10 protein-coding genes and 2 pseudogenes are annotated in these 17172 nt (G+C 55.7%); 11 read left to right on the top strand and 1 reads right to left on the bottom strand.

What is annotated here, in order from left to right; all coding sequences use genetic code 11:
• The first annotated feature begins 474 nt into the window (after positions 1–474).
• The 3 genes and pseudogenes from KB449_RS13200 to KB449_RS36710 form a co-directional block, all read left to right on the top strand.
• Positions 475–1068 carry a YdeI/OmpD-associated family protein gene (locus KB449_RS13200; protein ID WP_282908825.1) on the top strand — a complete coding sequence of 198 codons (594 nt, stop codon included), beginning with the start codon at positions 475–477 and terminating at the stop codon, positions 1066–1068.
• A gap of 456 nt (positions 1069–1524) precedes the next feature.
• Positions 1525–4137 (top strand): galactose-binding domain-containing protein, encoded by a 2613-nt coding sequence (locus KB449_RS13195; RefSeq protein WP_282908824.1) that lies wholly within the window; start codon positions 1525–1527, stop codon positions 4135–4137.
• A gap of 111 nt (positions 4138–4248) precedes the next feature.
• Positions 4249–4380: pseudogene (locus KB449_RS36710) on the top strand (LacI family DNA-binding transcriptional regulator); the annotation flags it as partial.
• Here the strand turns inward: KB449_RS36710 and KB449_RS36705 are convergent.
• Positions 4366–4422, bottom strand: a pseudogene (locus KB449_RS36705) (hypothetical protein); the annotation flags it as partial. The pseudogenes KB449_RS36710 and KB449_RS36705 sit on opposite strands and share 15 nt — an antisense overlap.
• Here KB449_RS36705 and KB449_RS13190 point away from each other — a divergent pair.
• From KB449_RS13190 to KB449_RS13155, 8 genes are all read left to right on the top strand, one after another.
• Entirely contained in the window at positions 4408–5256 is an 849-nt protein-coding gene (locus KB449_RS13190) for a LacI family DNA-binding transcriptional regulator (RefSeq protein ID WP_434082554.1), read from the top strand. The pseudogene KB449_RS36705 and the gene KB449_RS13190 overlap by 15 nt on opposite strands.
• A gap of 284 nt (positions 5257–5540) precedes the next feature.
• Entirely contained in the window at positions 5541–6905 is a 1365-nt protein-coding gene (locus KB449_RS13185; protein ID WP_282908822.1) for an ABC transporter substrate-binding protein, read from the top strand.
• An 84-nt stretch (positions 6906–6989) separates the two neighbouring features.
• Positions 6990–7880 carry a carbohydrate ABC transporter permease gene (locus KB449_RS13180; protein ID WP_282908821.1) on the top strand — a complete coding sequence of 297 codons (891 nt, stop codon included), beginning with the start codon at positions 6990–6992 and terminating at the stop codon, positions 7878–7880.
• A complete protein-coding gene (locus KB449_RS13175) occupies positions 7881–8735 on the top strand; it encodes a carbohydrate ABC transporter permease (protein WP_282908820.1) in 855 nt (284 codons plus the stop codon).
• A gap of 25 nt (positions 8736–8760) precedes the next feature.
• Entirely contained in the window at positions 8761–10923 is a 2163-nt protein-coding gene (locus tag KB449_RS36500) for an alpha-L-rhamnosidase C-terminal domain-containing protein (protein ID WP_282908819.1), read from the top strand.
• On the top strand, positions 10920–13883 hold the full coding sequence (locus KB449_RS13165; RefSeq protein WP_282908818.1) for a glycosyl hydrolase: 2964 nt from the start codon (positions 10920–10922) through the stop codon (positions 13881–13883). Before KB449_RS36500 ends, KB449_RS13165 begins: the two co-directional genes overlap by 4 nt.
• On the top strand, positions 13880–16075 hold the full coding sequence (locus KB449_RS13160) for a glycoside hydrolase family 36 protein (RefSeq protein WP_282908817.1): 2196 nt from the start codon (positions 13880–13882) through the stop codon (positions 16073–16075). The genes KB449_RS13165 and KB449_RS13160 overlap by 4 nt, the downstream gene beginning before the upstream one ends.
• Before the next feature lie 9 nt (positions 16076–16084).
• Positions 16085–17170, top strand: a complete 1086-nt coding sequence (locus KB449_RS13155; RefSeq protein WP_282908816.1) for an SGNH/GDSL hydrolase family protein — start codon at positions 16085–16087, stop codon at positions 17168–17170.
• Positions 17171–17172: the final 2 nt, after the last annotated feature.

The following is a 17172-nucleotide window of genomic DNA, read 5'->3' as shown; positions in this document are numbered from 1 at the left end:
CCGTTCTGGTGCATGATTGGGCAGCATAGGAAGCGCGGAGTCACGTTTATGTTAAAGATGCACCATTATGGTGCATGATCGGGGAGCACAGGCTGCGCGGAGTCGCGCTTGTGTCGAAGATGCACCATTTTGGTGCATGATCGGGAAGCATAGGCCGCACGGAGTCGCGCTTGTGTCAAAGATGCACTATTTTGGTGCATGATCGGGAAGCGCTGGCCGCGCGGAGTCGCGCTTGTGTCAAAGATGCACTATTTTGGTGCATGATCGGGAAGCGCTGGCCGCGCGGAGTCGCGCTTGTGTCAAAGATGCACCATTTTGGTGCATGATCAGTGAGCATAGACCGCGTGGAGTCGCGCTTGTGTTAAAGATGCACCATTCAGGTGCATGCCGGGACAGTACAGGGCGCGCAGTAGCGCACTTGCTATTTAGCCACAATAGGATTTCAAGCTCACGAATGGAAAAGAGGCCGATGAGATGACCAACCGTCTAACGCATCCGAAAGCCGAAGCGTTTTTCAACAAGTCCAAACGTTGGAAGGCCGAATACGAGGAATTGCGAGAGATCGTCATGGACTGCGGATTAACCGAGGATTTCAAATGGATGCATCCTTGCTACACGTTTCAAAGTAAAAACGTCGTGCTGATCCATGGATTTAAGGAATACTGCGCGCTACTGTTCCATAAAGGCGCATTGCTGAAGGATCCGAACGGGATCCTGATCCAACAGACGGAAAACGTACAAGCCGGACGCCAGATTCGGTTTACGAACGTCCAGGAGATCGTGGAGTGTGCCGCGATATTAAAAGACTACATTCAAGATGCGATCAACGTAGAAAAGTCGGGACAAGAAGTGGTATTTAAAAAGAATACCGAATTCGCCGTCGCCGAGGAGCTTCAACGCGAATTCGATGGCAACCCGGCTTTGAGGAAGGCATTCGAAGCGTTAACGCCAGGCCGCCAAAGAGCTTACCTGCTTCATTTTTCTCAACCGAAGCAGGCTAAAACGAGAGAGGCCAGGGTGGAGAAATACAAACCTAAAATCCTTGAAGGGAAAGGGTTGGACGATTAGAAAGCTTAGATACGCCGAGCGGACACATATCTTAGCGCTTGAAGGGGCTTGTTTCCCGAGGTCGAGTCGTCGACCGGGGGAGCTGCTCTTTTTTTTGCGGCCGCAACGGCGGATGCTTGATTCGGAAGGTTACCCGATGAGGGTATACAGCGCTAATCTGTATGGCTCGCGTTTGCGTCCCGTTCCACGTTGTAACTCTATAAAGTAACGGGGCTCAAATGTGGCCATAATCCATTGCAGGAACGCTGCATATCCAGCGTTACATGAGCTCGATAGCTGCCGTGATCCATCGAAGTAACGCTATCCAGCGTTACATGAGCTTGAAAGCTGCCGCGATCCATCGAAGTAACGCTATATTGGACATGAGACTCGGAGTTCCCTCTTGTCAAAGTAATGCGCTTACATTATGATTAAACAGCAGAATAAAACGTTTCACTAAAATTGGAGGGATTTTTTATGAAAACGAAATGGCTCTCGTTTGTTCCTGCAATTCTGCTTTTATTATTATGCTTGCCAATAACCGCAAGCGCCGTTTCGTCAACTACGCAGCAGCTTGCGGTCGTTGGCTCTCCCGGTTGGGATATATACAGCGGAGCGACGATCGGCGGATATCGTTACGGTCCTTCTTTTATCGTGAATAGCGACGGCAGCATCGACATGTGGGCTTGCTCCGAAGGAGGCAGTCCATTGCCTTACGATTACATCCGTTACCAGCGGTCCACGGACGGCGGGGTGACGTGGGGGAGCAATCAGATCGTACTGCCGCCGACGGCCGGTTCGATGGATGCGCTCTCGACTTGCGATCCGGGCGTCATCAAGTTCGGCGGCTATTATTATATCGCTTATACGTCGACGACCAACCGCGGAGGCACGAACAACCAGATCTTCGTCGCGCGGTCCACGAGCCCGACGGGGACATGGGAGAAGTGGAACGGCACTGGCTGGGGGGGCAATCCGCAGCCTTTTATCGTCTATGACGGCAGCCCGCTCGTTTATGGCGCAGGTCAGCCTTCATTTGTCGTCAAAGGCTCCACGCTCTATATCTACTACAGCTGGATCGACAACAATATGAACCAGATGCGGGTAGCTACCGCGTCGACCGCCAATGCGAACTGGCCCGGAAGTCTGACGTTTCATGGCGCAGGCATCAATAAATCGTCCTTTGAGGATGCTACGGACGTCAAATACGTCGAAGCGCTCGACAAGTTCATCGGCGTGCAGACCAACAATTGGGGCTCGGACGTGTCTTATGTCGAAGTTTACAGCTCGTCCAACGGCTTCGATTTTACAAAGGAATATTATATGGACGGCGATCATTATGCCAGAGCGAGCAACGCTGGACTCAGCGGAGATGCCCTGGGCCATATTAAAGCGACCGATTCCCCGTTCCTGAGCTACGCTTACGGTTCATTCGGCGCCACGTTGAACTGGAATACGCGGTTGACTCCGATCACGATGAGTTTAAAAACGAGCGGCTCCTTTAGCGATAATTTCTCCGGCGGCGCCGGTAAATGGACGGCCTACCAAGGAAGTTGGTCGGTATCGGGAGGCGCATATACGCAAAGCAGCCTTACCACAGACACAGCCTATGCAGGAGTGTCCGAAACCGTATTCGGCAACGCCATCTACGATGCCGACGTGCGCATTACGGCTGCAGCCGATCCCGGAGAATGGGCGGGGCTCCATATCGGAAAGATCAAGGAGAACGATAATTTCACACAAAGCGGATATCTTGTGTTTATAAGAGCGAACGGCAACATGGCCCTGTTCAAAGCCGGAACGGGGCAGGTCACGGGAGAAACGGCTAGCGGCCTGGATCCGACTGCCGGCTCCGTTCATCTGAAGGTCGTGAAGAGCGGAGGCAATATCAAAGTGTTCACGAACGGCAGCGCTTCGCCGCTAATCGACTGGACGGATAACGGACTTTATTATGACAGCGGTTATTTCGGCGTGGTAACGCGGCTGGCCAGCGCGACATTCGATAATGTCGCGGCCATCAACAACTTCAGTGACGACTTCGCTTCCGGCGCAGGCAATTGGACCGTGAATTCGGGGACCTGGGCCGTGTCGGGCGGAACTTACAATCAAACGAATGCTGCGGCGGACCCCGGTTCAAGCACGCTGAACAATCTGGTGCTCGGCAATGGCGTGATCGAGGCGGATGTGAAAATAAACGCCGGCACCTCCGGTAATTGGACCGGGCTCAGCTTCGCAAAGACGCTTCCCACGGACGCTTATTTTGACAGCGGCTATCTGGTCTTGCTGGAGTCGAGCGGGAATGTCTCTTTATATAAAGGCGGAACTGAAAATAAGGTGGTCGTGAAGCCAGTCACGACGGGGACGAATCCGACGACCGGCTTTGTCCATTTGAAGGTGATGAAGCATGGCGGCAACATCCAGGTGTTCGTCGGCAATGTGGCAAGCCCGCAGATCGATTGGAACGATCCGAATACGGTATTCGGAAGCGGATATGTCAGTCTCACCAATGTCAAAAGCAGTGTTTCGTTCGATAATATCGCATGGACGACACAGAAGGTTCCGGGAGGGTCCACGAATCTGGGCGCATCCAACATTCCCAATCTGGCCAGGTTCAAGACGGTGTCGTCGAACGACTCGCTGGTCATTGCCGATTGGGACGTGTCGCGGTTGACGGATGGCATAGAGACGCCGGTATTCGGTTCGGCCGGTTACACGACAAGCCCGTATAGCGCTGCCAATATTTCCGCCTCGCCGGTTTGGGTCGACATCGATCTCGGTTCGGATCAGACCGTGGACAAGGTGAAGCTGTTTCCGAGGCTATTTACAGAGGCAGTAGGGGGAGGATCGCCGAACTTTCCCGTCGACTTCACGATTCAGACGGCGCCGGACGGGGGGAGCTACGGAACGGTCGCAACGATCGCGAATCAGGGCAATCCCGTCGGCTTTCCCAAGGAGTACAATTTCACGCCGGTAACTGCCCGCCATGTTCGCATACTCGTGACGAAGCTCGGAACGCCGACCGTCGACGATCCCGGCAGCTATCGTCTTCAATTGTCGGAGATCGAAATTTACCACTATCAGCTTAGCTAAAGATTAAAGGGATGAAGGCGCAAGGGCGGGAGAAGTTTCTTCGCTCTTGCGCCTTTTACTTGCGCTGTGTTATGTTCATTTTATTAATTAAACGATTTAGGAGTTGTTTATTTGGCTACTATCAAGGATGTCGCCAAGGAGGCAGGCGTATCGATCGCGGCCGCTTCTCTGGCGCTCAACGGCAAAGGAAGCTTGTCCGAAGAAACCCGCGCCAAAATTATCGAGACGGCCGAAAGGCTCAATTATAAGCCGAATGCGCTTGCGAAAGGCTTGGTTACGAGCAATAAAATAAATACGATCGGCATTATCATCCCGAAGCCCGGTACCGAGTTCTTGCCGTTTGTCGGTATGGACATCCTGGGCGGCATCGGCGAGGTGGCCAACGAAAAGAAGTATAATATGCTGCTCGACTGGGAGGAAGGGCTTGGCGGCACCAAGGTGCTCGACCTCGTTCGCAGCGGGATCGTACGCGGACTTGTGTTTTTCCTGCCGCTTAACGACGTGACGACCTTCCGGGCGCTCAACGATCTTAATTTTCCTTATGTCCTGATGAGCAGACCGCCCGAAGGCGTCTACTGCAGCTGGGTAGACGTAGACAACGTGGATGCCGCCTACCAGGCGACCGTATCGCTCATTAAAGCCGGCCATACGCGGATTTCCTTTTCCTCCCCGGGACCGATCGAATTCCTCGTCAGCAGCGACCGTCACTCGGGCTATCGCCAGGCCTTGCTCAGCCACAATATTTCCTACGACGAATCCTATGTATCGATCGGCAACGGCGATATCCAGAGCGGCAAAGCGGCCATGACGCATTTTCTTAGCCTGAAGGAACCGCCGACAGCCCTGATTGCCGGTTCCAACCTGCTCGCGATCGGCATGCTCGAATCGCTCAAAGAGCATGGACTGGACCATCGGGATAAAGCGATCATTACGTTCGACGACAGCCCGCTCGCGGAGAGTTACGGCATCTCGGCCATTCATATCCCGACGAATACGATCGCGAAGGAATCCGCGCGTCTGCTGATCAAGCGTATTGGCCACACCCGTCGCGTAGAGCCGGAAAACATCGTCATCGATGCGCAGCTCATCGTCCGCAACACGTTCGTCCCAGTCAGATAATAAGCAGCCTCGTTCGGAATGTCCCGATCGCCCGGGAAATTTCCGAACGGAGGCTGTTTTTTTTACTTAAGCTCTGTCGTTTTTAGCATTGACAATTTAAATGACCGGGGATAAAATTGTTAAAGTAAAACGTTTTATATTTGTTTTACTTAAGCGTTGACCAATCAAACAGGGGGAAGCAAACAAAAGGAGGAAAGCCTGGCACGAACCGCAGCCGCTTTAAATGCAGTTGCAATCGTCAGACGTCATCTCAATCGAGCTGAACAATCGAGGAGGTTAACCGAATGAAAGCAGGCAAAATGAAAACAGTATTATTGGCGACGGTCATGATCGGTTCGATGCTGATGAGTGCCGCATGTGCGGGGAATTCGGACAGCAACAATTTGAAAACGAATACAAACGGCGTGACCGGAAACGGCGCAGCGGTTCAATCGGACGCAAGCAAGTCGCATGACCCGGTCGAACTTCGCGTAGGCGTACCCGAATGGCCGGGTGAGTCTGAAAATGTGGAAGCCGTTGTAAGCGCGTTCAAAGAAAAATATCCTTACGTGACGGTCAAAGTCGAGAAGATGGTCGGGGACCCGCACGCGAAGGTGCTCGCGCAGGCGGCGGCGAACGAATTGCCGGACGTATTCTGGCTGCCGGATACCTCGGTAAGAGAGTATCAGGATCTTGGCATCCTTGCTCCGCTCGACGCGTATTTCGAGCCGAATGGCGTTGACGTCGCCGACGTTTACCCCAGCATGCTCGACCTGGGAAAAGTAGACGGCCAAACGTACATGGTCCCGCGGGATTACGCGCATGTCGTCACGCTGGTCAATACGTCACTGCTTAAGGAAGCCGGATTGCCGCTGCCGTCAAACGACTGGAGCTGGGATACGTTCATGGACTATGCCAAGAAGCTGACGAAGAAGGATGCCTCGGGCACGACGACGCAATGGGCGGTCAACTCCAACATTCACTGGTGGGCGGTATGGACGCCGTTCGCGCTGGGCCGCGGCGGCAAGCTGATCGACGAAGCGGGCAGCAAGGTAAAGGTCGCTTCCGATCCGCTTGTAGGCCAAGGATTAAAGGATCTGTGGGATTTGTCCAAGGACGGTTATGCGCTCGACCCGAACGGCCAATATCCGGAAGACATGTTCATGGCCGGCAAGGTCGCCTTTTACTTCGCGGTGAAGTCCGTCGCCTCTTCCATCAACGACGTCTCCAAAGCCAAAGGGTTCGAATGGGATGTCGTACCTTTCCCGCGCTTGCCTTCCGTTCATGCGGTCGGCGGCGGCACGAGCGGCTACAGCGTCAGCTCGAAGTCGAAAAACAAGGATGAAGCGGGCGCTTTCGTATCGATGTTCCTGACGGAGGCCGGCCAGAAGGCCTTTAACTCGGCAGGCAACTCGGTTCCGGTCCTCAAATCGCTGGCCGGCGACGACGTATGGCGGAACAGTCCGGTGGCGGGCAAGAACGTCGAGTCGTATACGATCGAGCCTGAAGCCGACATTCTTCCGATTTTGAGCGCGAAGCTCCCCGTATCGCTGATCAACGAATCGAACGCCGGCTACGAGGACGCGATGAACAAGTATTTGCTGGGCAAGCTGCCGTTGGAGGATGCGCTTAAGGAATGGGAAGAACGCATTAACAAGGCTTGGAAATAACCGAAGGGCAGCGCAGCAGGAGTTTCGGGGCGGGGGGGGCAAGCAGGAGTTCCTCCGCCCGAACGCGGAAAGGGGAAGAGCTACATGAGATCCACAAAAAAAGTGCGCGAAGCGATCGCCGGCTATTTGTTCACTTCGCCCGTGACGGTCGGCATACTGCTGTTCACCGCTTGGCCCGTACTGCAGTCTCTGTACTACAGCTTTACGAAATTCAATATTATCAAGTCGCCGCAGTGGGTCGGCACGGACAACTACGACAAATTGCTGCATGATCCGGAGTTCTGGCAATCTTTAAAGATTACCGGCATTTTTACCGGCATTTCCGTGCCTGCATCTCTCCTGATCGGTTTTCTGCTGGCGCTGCTGCTTCATCGCAATCTGCCCGGCATCGGCTTGTTCCGGACGATCTTTTATTTGCCGGTCGTCGTTCCGGTCGTGGCGTTGGGCATATTGTGGAAGCAGCTGTACAGCCCGACTTACGGCTTCGCGAACAAGTTGCTGGATATGGTCGGATTGCCGCCGTACAGCTGGTTCTCGCATCCGGAATCGGTTATGCCTTCGCTCATCATTATGGGGCTGTGGCAGGCGGGCGGATCGATGATTATCTGGCTGGCCGGCTTCCAGGGCATTCCCGCTCCGCTGTACGAAGCGGCGATCGTGGACGGCGCATCCCGGATGCGGCGCTTCTGGACCATCACGATTCCGATGATTACGCCGGTCATCTTTTTTAATTTGATCATGGGCTTTATCGGCTCGTTCCAGGTGTTCGGCCAAGTCATGGCGACGACGGCGGGCGGGCCGCTCAACGCAAGCAACTTTCTCATGGTGATGATTTACAAGAAGGCGTTTCGCACGCTGGAGATGGGATATGCTTCGTCGCTGGCATGGGTGCTGTTCGTTATCGTGCTGCTGCTGACGGCATTCATCTTTAGAACGAGCCGATCCTGGGTCCATTACGAAGGAGAGGTCAGATAGATGAGATTGCCCGTTAAATCTTCGTTGGTGCTGTATGCCTTGCTGCTGGGAAGCGCGGTCGTTTTTCTGTTTCCGCTGATCTGGATGGTCGCCCGCAGCTTTATGGGACTCGACGATCTATATAAGGTTCCGCCGGTCGTCTTTCCGACGCAATTCACGGCAGAAGCGTATTCGGAAATTTGGACCATCAAGCCATTTCTTTCTTATATCGGCAACACCGGCATCGTCGTCTTTTTCAGTGTTGTCGGGGGCACGCTGTCGGCCGCTTTTTGCGCATTCGGATTCGCCCGGTTGCGGTTTCCCTATCGCAATCTCATATTCGGCATCGTACTCGCGACGATGATGCTGCCGGGCGCGGTGACGATGATTCCGGTTTACGTGCTGTTCAGCAAGCTGAATTGGACCAATACGCTGCTCCCGCTGATCGTGCCGACTTTTTTTGGCGGCGGAGCGTTCAACATTTTTTTGCTCCGGCAGTTTTTCGCGACGCTTCCCCACGATTTCGACGAGGCCGCCAAAATCGACGGCGCGAATCTCTGGCATATTTTTTGGCGCATTTCCATGCCGCTGTGCAGGCCGGGACTGACGGTTGTGGCCATCGGCGTATTCATGTCGACCTGGAACGATTTTATGGGGCCGTTGATTTATTTAAGCAAGGAAAAAAGCTTTACCCTGGCGCTCGGATTGTATGCATTGTCCCCTGGCGAAGCAGGCGGCGCAACCATCGGTTCGATTACGACGGCGCAGCTGATGGCGGCCTGCAGCCTGGCGGTCGTCCCGGTCATTCTCGTCTTTTTCTTCGCGCAGAAGAAGCTGATCTCGGGTACGGTCGTCTCGACGGGCATCAAAGGTTAAAGGTGAATGGAAGGGACTGAAGGGCGTGGCTGACCAAGCGGTACCGAAGTGGATCTGGCACGAAGCCGGCAGCGATCGCATGCAGGTCGTGTTGGAGAGAAGCTTTTTTGTGGAAACGGCGATAAACGATCCAAAGCTCTACTTGGCCGCGACAGGCCATGTCGTGATTTCTTTGGACGATCGTCTGATCGGGGAGTTGCCGGAGCATCCGGGCAATCTCGCTTCGTTTACGGAAATTGGCTTTCTTGAAACGATCGCCCCTGGCCCTCATCGGATTGAATTGAAGATCGTCTGCAACGAGGCGATGCCGATTGTGGACGTCAATGTCCATCTAATCGAACGGCGCGTTGGCTGCATCGGCTTCCTGGAAGGAAACGGGGTGTGGCTGCCGACGGACGAGAGCTGGACCTCCGGAGACTTGCCGGCTCGAGCCGTCTGCGTGTATGGAGAAGAGCCGTACGGCGACCTGGAGAACGCGCCATCATGGTTCGTCAAAGGCGGGTACGACGACATCGGGACGAGCGCCTTGACGTCCTGCGACGTATTGGAACAATCGAAGTTAGCCGCGCAAATCGGCGAGGACGGCATTTTAACGTTAAAAGGGATGTATGCGAAGGAGACGCAGCTACCGGAGATACAGCGAAACGAACGGCATATTTTTTACCATTTGCGCAAGCAGCAGGAATGGACCGAGCTGCGCGCCTTTCAGCAACAAGCCGGTCTGGATGAGGGACCGTGGATTCGCGTAGCGATGGACGCCGAATACAATATGCGGTTTCGCGTCGACAACGACTCGGATCGGCCGGCCTTGCTCTTATGGAACGGTGCTGAATCGATTGCCGAGCTGGACAACTATGCCGGCTGCATCACCGAGAGCTTCGCGGTCGACCCTGGCGGGAGCTTCACGATATTGCACCAGGGCATGCGCTACGTGCAATTTTTCATGATCGGCCCGCCTGAAGAAGCGTTTCATCTGCGCATCGCATTCGAGGAGGTCGGCGTCATGCTCGAACCGATCGGGCAATTCCGCTCCGACCTTCCCGTCGCCGACCGGATCTATCAAACCTCGGTGCATACGAATCGGATCTGCCATCAGACGGGGCTGTGGGACGGCGTGAAGCGCGATCGCCTGAACTGGACCTACGATTTCTTTATGGCCGCCAAAGCCGATTACGTGCTATGGAACGATTTTGCCGTTTTGAAGCGTACGATCCGGGAGCTGGGCGATACGCCTTACGGTTATTGGATGAATTCGATTCCCGCCTATACGTGCTGGTGGTTCGTTAACGTATGGGACTATTACTTGCATACCGCCGACCGGGAATTCGTGATCGAAATGAAGCCGGACCTGACCAGGCATATGGGATGGATCATCGAAAATATCGATTATGCGTCGGGGTTTTTGAAGCAGCGTCACCAGGCTTTTATCGAATGGGTGCCGATGACCGAGGCAGATGCCTGGCATACGCTGCATGCGGTACTCGCGCTGGCGATCAAAAGCGTGCGTCAACTGAACGAAGCGATTCCCGGCCTCGAACTGCCCGTTCCCGAGAACCCCTTGCCGGCGATTCCCGCCTCCGAATTTTTGAACAGCTCATCCTTGATCGCGCTCTTGCTCGGTGCCGAGAGCGGCTATGTGAGCGAAGCGCAGGAGTTGGCCGCCCTGAACCACATCGCGTTAAGCGATCCGGTGACGCCGCTATCCGCCTATTGGCTGGCCGAGAGACTCGCGCTTCGAGGGAAGCTGGACCAAGGCTGGGAGGCGGTCGAGCAAGTATGGGGCCGGATGCTGGCGCAAGGGGCGACGACCTTTTGGGAAAGCATTACGCTTGCGCAGGCGGACGATTTTCATCATGCCTTGACGACCTACACGGCTTACGAATCTTATCGGATCAGCCTGTGCCACAGTTGGTCGAGCACGCCCGTCCAGTGGATGAGCCGACATCTGCTCGGCATTCGGCCGCTTGCGCCCGGCTACAGTAAGATCGCCTTCCAGCCTCATGCGGTGCCTGGCATGAATCGCTGCCAGGGAACTGTTAGTACGCCTATGGGACCTGTACATGTTAGGTGGGAGAAGCAAGCTGACGGTACGTTGGCTTCCACGATCGACGCGCCTGAAGGCATTGAGATTGTCGACGGCACTGGAAACGATCGCTTGCAGCCGGTAACCAGGAGGAATCGGAAGTGAATCCATCCGAATTCAAGGAGCCGGCAGTCGAGTTCCGCCCCGTTCCGTTCTGGTCGTGGAACGGCGGATTGACCCCCGAACGTCTGCGGACGCAAATCTCTCAAATGCGCGAGGCCGGCGTCGGCGGCTTCTTCATGCATGCCAGAAACGGACTGAAGACCGGTTATCTGGATGAAGATTGGTTCGACTGCGTCCGATTATGTATCGAAGAAGCGGATCGGCTTGGCATGAAGGCATGGATTTACGACGAGAAAGGATGGCCGAGCGGCTTCGCCGGCGGCATTATACCTTCGCTGGGGCGCGAATATCGCGCAAAAGCGCTTGTGATGCTGCCGGAGCGGCGGGAGGACGACGAGATTTGCAGGCTGCTCGAAGTATATGAAGCGGACGGCGCCATACAATATTTATACGAATGGATTCAACCGCTGGGCGATGCGCGATTTGAAGGCGCTTCTTATGTGGACCTGCTCGATACGCGGGTGACCGAAGCGTTCATCGAGCGCACGCACCGGCATTACGAGGCGCGGTTCGGCTCGAGCTTCGGGCGAACCGTTCCGGGCGTTTTCAGCGACGAAGCCTGCGCCTTGCTGTGGCTCAATCCTGACGTACCGGCGCTGCCGTGGACGACAGGCCTGGATGCGCTTTTTTTCGAAAAATACGGTTACAGCCTGCTGCCTCGCTTGCATGCTCTTTTCTTACCGGAAGGCGACTACCGTAGTGTCCGGTACGATTATTGGTCGCTCGTCGTGGAGCTGTTCGCGGAGCGCTTCAGCAAAGTGCTGTACGACTGGTGCGACAGCCGCGGCCTTCTGTACACCGGCCACCTCATGGCCGAGGACAGGCTGGTCTACCAAATGGAATGGGTCGGCGACGTTATGCGGCAATACGAGTATATGCATATTCCCGGCATGGACCATCTGGGCCGTTACTTCCAGGTGAGCCGTCCGGAGCAACAAGTACAGCCCTACACGACGGTCTTGTCTGCGAAGCAGGTGACGAGCGTCGCGAACCAGCTTGGCAGAGAGCGGGCGCTGTCCGAGCTATTTGCCTGCGCCGGCCAAGGCTTCGAATTGAGCAGGCAAAAATGGATGACGGACTGGCATCTGATCCACGGTATCAACCTCTTTAGTCCGCATCTGCTCCCTTATTCGATGGAAGGCGAGGGGAAGCGCGACTATCCCCCGACACTCGGCCCGCAGCAGCCCTGGTGGGGAGACTATCGCTTGCTGACTGACTACCAGGCGAGAATGAGCTATGCGCTCACGCGCGGGAAGCGAATCGCGCCGGTGCTCGTCATTCATCCGATCGAATCGGCATTCGAGTTGTATTCGCCGCTCGATCATTCTTTAGTGCCCGAGTTGAACGCGGCTTTGGAGAAACTGTCGCTGCAGCTTCTGGACGCCCATCTAAATTTCGACTACGGCAACGAACATCTGCTTGATAAATACGGCTCGGTGTCCGGGGAGGGACTGCGCATCAAGGAAGCCGTTTATCAGGCGGTTATAATTCCAGCGTGCACGCGCCTGCGAAAATCGACGGTTCGGCTGCTGGAGCAGCTCGCCGAACGTGGTTTCCCGATTTTTTGCGAAGATGGGACAGATACGCGCATTCCACAGGGCCCCGGTGACGATGGGGTGCCTGAATCATCGATGCTTCCCGAGCAACTCAGGCAGCTTCCGCTGCTGCCGTTCTCGATCGATCGATTAAGCACGCAAGTGCCGCAGTCGATTGTCGTGGAAGGTGAGGATGGCGGAACCATCTGGCTTCATGAGCGCGAGACGGGCTCGCAGCGGCTTTATTTTCTGGCCAACATGTCTGAAAAGAAGCGTATACGCGTTGAGCTTAAGATTGCGTTTGCCGCGAATTTATTCGAATGGAACGCGGAGACGGGCGAAGTTCTTCCGATCCCGGCCCGCACCGAAGGGAACCGAACGGAGGTCGAATGGATTTTCGAACCGCGCGGCACGCTGCTGCTCGGCGCCACTCCACAAGCCGGCGAAGAGGGTGTGGCCGGATACCCGAATAATAGCGCGGAAGAACGCTTTACGATTCCCCTGGATTCCGCACCAGTTCCGCTGCAGCCGAACGTGCTGTTATTGGACCGATTTTCTCGCTACGAAGAGAATGCAGCGCTGTGGTCCGCGCCGCTCCCGTTGGCGGAATGGATTCATGCCGGATCTGCCGGCGACCCAGATACGCGGTTTCTCGCCGAAGTTCAACTCGGCGAAGCCATGCCCGAGCTGCAACTGCAGCTCGTCGTCGAGCGCCATCAGGCTCTGGAAGTCCGATGGAACGGCTGTCCGCTCATTACAGACGGTTCCACCTGGATTGATCCGGATTGGCTCTGCTATCAGGTTCCGTCTGGCCTGATGAGAAAAGGCAGCAACGAAGTAGAGGCACGCCTTGGCGTTCGAGATGGTGCCGGGCATATGGAAAACATGTATGTGATCGGCGATTTTTCCGTCTTGTTAACGGATGGAAAAGTTCCGATCCTTCAGCGAGCGCAGGGTACGATAAAGGATCCGACAGGCGATGTGAGCGAACAAGGTTATCCGTTCTATGCCGGAAGCATGGCATTCGGCTTCTCATTGGACGAAATGGAACGTCACCGGGGGCAGGAGAGACCGCCGGGAAAATGGCTGCTTCGGTTAACCAGGCCGCAAGCCGGCTCGATTCGATTATATGTGAACGGTATCCTTAACGGTGCGCGAGCTTGGGAGCCTTGGGAATGGGATATTACGGAGCACTGGACAGGCCAAGACTGCCGTTTCGAATTTAAAATCATGGGCTCGCTGCGCAATCTGATCGGTCCGCATCATCTCGCGGACGACGAAGCCATTAACTTTTTGACGCCGTCCCATTTCTTCGACCGATCCGGATGGACGGACCGCTACGTGCTGAAGCCGCTGGCGATCGGCGAACTGGAGCTCGTCTACAGGGAGATTAGCCAATGCCAATGACGGATAAAACGCAGACGCTGACGATCGAGCATGCCGGCATGGCGATCGGCTTTACGGATACGGAAAACGGACGTATGCAAGCTACGTTCAATACCGAATGTAAGCTGAAGTCCAAGGTTCCCGCGATTCCTTTTCCTCCTTTCGAACTGGCGGTCGCCGGCGTCCCATATGGCCATTCGCCCGCGCTGATCGCCGGACTTACGAACCTGCCGCTCGAAATGAAGCAGCTGTCCTGGATCTCCGACGAAGAGAAGCTAGCGATAGCTTACAAGCATGAGCAGCTCGGCTTGAAGGTTGAGACGGAGATGCGATTTATTCCGGATACGGCAGTCATCCGTCAGTCGACGGTCGTCACGAACGAAGGCGCGCTGCCGGTCGTGCTGACGCATGTCTCTTCGATGTGCGTGCAGGGAATTGCCACCGACGGGGGGCTGCCCTGGCATGATAAAAACAAAATACGCGTTCATTATTGCCGTCAGACGTGGAACGGCGAGGGACAGTGGCGGGCCGGCGACCTGGAGGAGTTGGGGCTATACCCCACTTCGACGCATCCGAGCGCAGCTGCCGTTCACTTCTCGTCCGTGGGAAGCTGGAGCACGGGTAAACTGCTTCCGATGGCTGTATTGGAGGACCTCGAAACGGGGAAGGCGTGGTATTGGCAGCTCGAGACGTCCGCCGACTGGCATTTCGAGATCGGCCACCGCGGCTCCTGGAGCGACGACAGCGGAGCAATCTTTATTCATGCGGACGGCGCCGACGAGCGGTACGGCGGATGGAGCTCGGAGCTGGCGCCCGGCGAAAAGTACGAGGCCGTTCCGGCTGCCTTTGGCTGCTGCAACGGGGATTTTACGGATGCCGTCAGAGAATTGACGGGCTATCGGAGATATTTGACGCAATCGACGAATGGGACCGTGCCTACGGCACCTGTCGTCTACAACGACTACATGAACGCGCTGTGGGGCGATCCGTCCCAGGAGAAGCTCGTGCCGCTCGTCGAAGCGGCTGCCGCAGCGGGCTGCGAATATTTCTGCATCGATGCCGGCTGGTTCGGCGAGCTTGGCGCATCCTGGGGCAGCGGGCTGGGCGATTGGCGGCCAAGCCGCAACCGGTTCGGCAAAGAAGGGCTTGAAGCCTTCCTCGCCTATATCTCCGAGCAGGGAATGAAGCCGGGCTTATGGCTCGAGATGGAGGTGTGCGGCGAGGACGCCGCGTTAGCCGCCAAGCCGGACGACTGGTTCATCCGGCGTTACGGCATTCGCGCAGGCGGAGGGCCGCGCTGGTTCCTTCAATTCGGCAACCCCGACGTGCGCGCCTGTATGCACGAGGTCATCGATCGTCTCGTGCGGATGGGCGTACGCTATATCAAAAACGACTATAATCTTTGCATCGGAACGGGCGACGATACGGGCGGAAGAGCGGCAGCGGCCGGTCTGCAGCAGGCGATGCGGGATTTCTACGATTTTATCGGACAGGTCAAATCGCGGCATCCGCACCTGCTATTGGAAAACTGCGCATCCGGCGGCATGCGTGCGGATTACGAGGCGCTCTCCCATTTCCATCTGCAAAGCTCCAGCGATCAGGAGGATTACCGGAAGTACCCTTCGATCATCGGAGGCAGTCTCGCCGCCGTATTGCCAGAGCAGCTTGGGATATGGGCTTATCCTTATCCGCTTCTACATGCCGACCTCGCTTTTCCTGGGAAATTAAAGGAAGATCAGTATCTACAAGCGATGGAAGACGGGGAGCAGACGATATTTAATATGATTAACGGTTTGTGCGGCAGTCTTTATGTATCGGGGCATCTTCATCTGGCCGACGAAACCAATCGCCGCTTGATTGCGGATGCGGTAGCCGTGTATAAAAAGGAGAGAGACTTTATCGGCGGGTCTCATCCGATCTGGCCGCTAGGTTTTAAGCGCATCAACGACACGGACAGCTGGAACTGCGTAGGCTTGGCATCGCCCAACCGGAAACGCATTCTGCTATCCGTATGGAGACTCGGAAGCGGTGCCGAATATCAGACGATACCGCTTGCGCGCTGGCGGGGGTGCAAGGCAACGGTTAACCTTGTATATCCGCAAGAGGATCAAGGCGTCGAAGCCACATACAGCGCCAACAAAGGGCTGCTTACGGTTCGTTTTCCGAAAGCCTATCAAGCGCGGCTGTTCGAGGTTCGCTTCGACACCGATTAGGAGGACGCCATGCCAGAGAAACGATTCGAGACTGCTCGCTTAAAAGAGCTGACGAAGCCCTTTTGGACCGGAAATTTCATGCTTTACGAGCCTATTCTGCCCGTCGCAAAGGGAGAGAGGGAAAGGATCGAGGGCCGACTGCTATACAAGCCGGAGGAGATCGTTGAAGTACGCAACGCCAGATTAGACACGATATACGAGGAAGGAACGGATTGGGTCGTAGAAGACGGACGACTGTGGTTCCCTCCCAAATCGCGCGTTCCGATTACCCGTATCGAGGAAATGTTCCCTGAGGAGAACCGGGAGGGATGGGTGCAGAAAAGAGTGAGCGGCGGCTACAGCCTGTTTTCGGAAGGCCACTTTTTCCACGACAAACAGGTCGTCGTCAGCTACAAATGCAGCAAAACCAGCGGGTATCGGGCGCTTGCTGCACCTGAGGCTGCATGTCCCGAATGTACGGCCGCCAAGTTGGCGAACGCCGAGCCGCTCAACCTGCTCGTATTCGGAGACAGCATCGCGGAAGGTGCGAATGCAAGCGGAAAAACCGGTGCAGCTCCTTTTTTGCCGACATGGGGCGAGCAAGTCTCGGCGATTCTGGAAGAAACGTACGGATCGAAAATCGCTTATAAAAATGGTTCGTTCGGCGGAATCACCAGCGAGGGCGGACTTCAGATCGTGGACCGGGTATTGGAAGACTGGGCACCCGATATGGCCATTATCGCCTTCGGCATGAACGACGGCACGAGCAAGGTCGCGCCGGACCAGTATGCGGCCAACATCTCGGCGATCATGAAGCAGGTGGAGACCGTAAACGGCGCTGCGGATTTTATACTTGTCGCGCCGATGCTGGCGAACCCGGACACTTTTTTCTCGGGAAATCAGGCGGAATATGCCGCTGTCCTGCGCGATCTTGCGAGCGCAAGCGGCGGCAGAGCAGCGGTCGCCGATATGACGGCCGTTCATCGGGAGCTGCTGAAGTACAAGAATTACGCCGATCTGACAGGCAACAACGTAAATCATCCGAACGATTTCCTCATTCGCTGCTATGCCCAGGTCCTGTTGTCTTTGATCATGGGAAGAGTAGAGGAAGAATAGAG

The organism is Cohnella hashimotonis (genome assembly GCF_030014955.1).
GTDB lineage: Bacteria > Bacillota > Bacilli > Paenibacillales > Paenibacillaceae > Cohnella > Cohnella hashimotonis.
This window is presented reverse-complemented; position numbering and strand designations above follow the sequence as displayed.

Excerpts from the sequence above, each read along its gene's own strand:
- KB449_RS13200 (WP_282908825.1), top strand. The coding sequence starts at position 475 with ATGACCAACCGTCTAACGCATCCGAAAGCCGAAGCGTTTTTCAACAAG.
- KB449_RS13195 (WP_282908824.1), top strand. The coding sequence starts at position 1,525 with ATGAAAACGAAATGGCTCTCGTTTGTTCCTGCAATTCTGCTTTTATTA.
- KB449_RS13185 (WP_282908822.1), top strand. The coding sequence starts at position 5,541 with ATGAAAGCAGGCAAAATGAAAACAGTATTATTGGCGACGGTCATGATC.
- KB449_RS13180 (WP_282908821.1), top strand. The coding sequence starts at position 6,990 with ATGAGATCCACAAAAAAAGTGCGCGAAGCGATCGCCGGCTATTTGTTC.
- KB449_RS13175 (WP_282908820.1), top strand. The coding sequence starts at position 7,881 with ATGAGATTGCCCGTTAAATCTTCGTTGGTGCTGTATGCCTTGCTGCTG.
- KB449_RS13160 (WP_282908817.1), top strand. The coding sequence starts at position 13,880 with ATGACGGATAAAACGCAGACGCTGACGATCGAGCATGCCGGCATGGCG.
- KB449_RS13155 (WP_282908816.1), top strand. The coding sequence starts at position 16,085 with ATGCCAGAGAAACGATTCGAGACTGCTCGCTTAAAAGAGCTGACGAAG.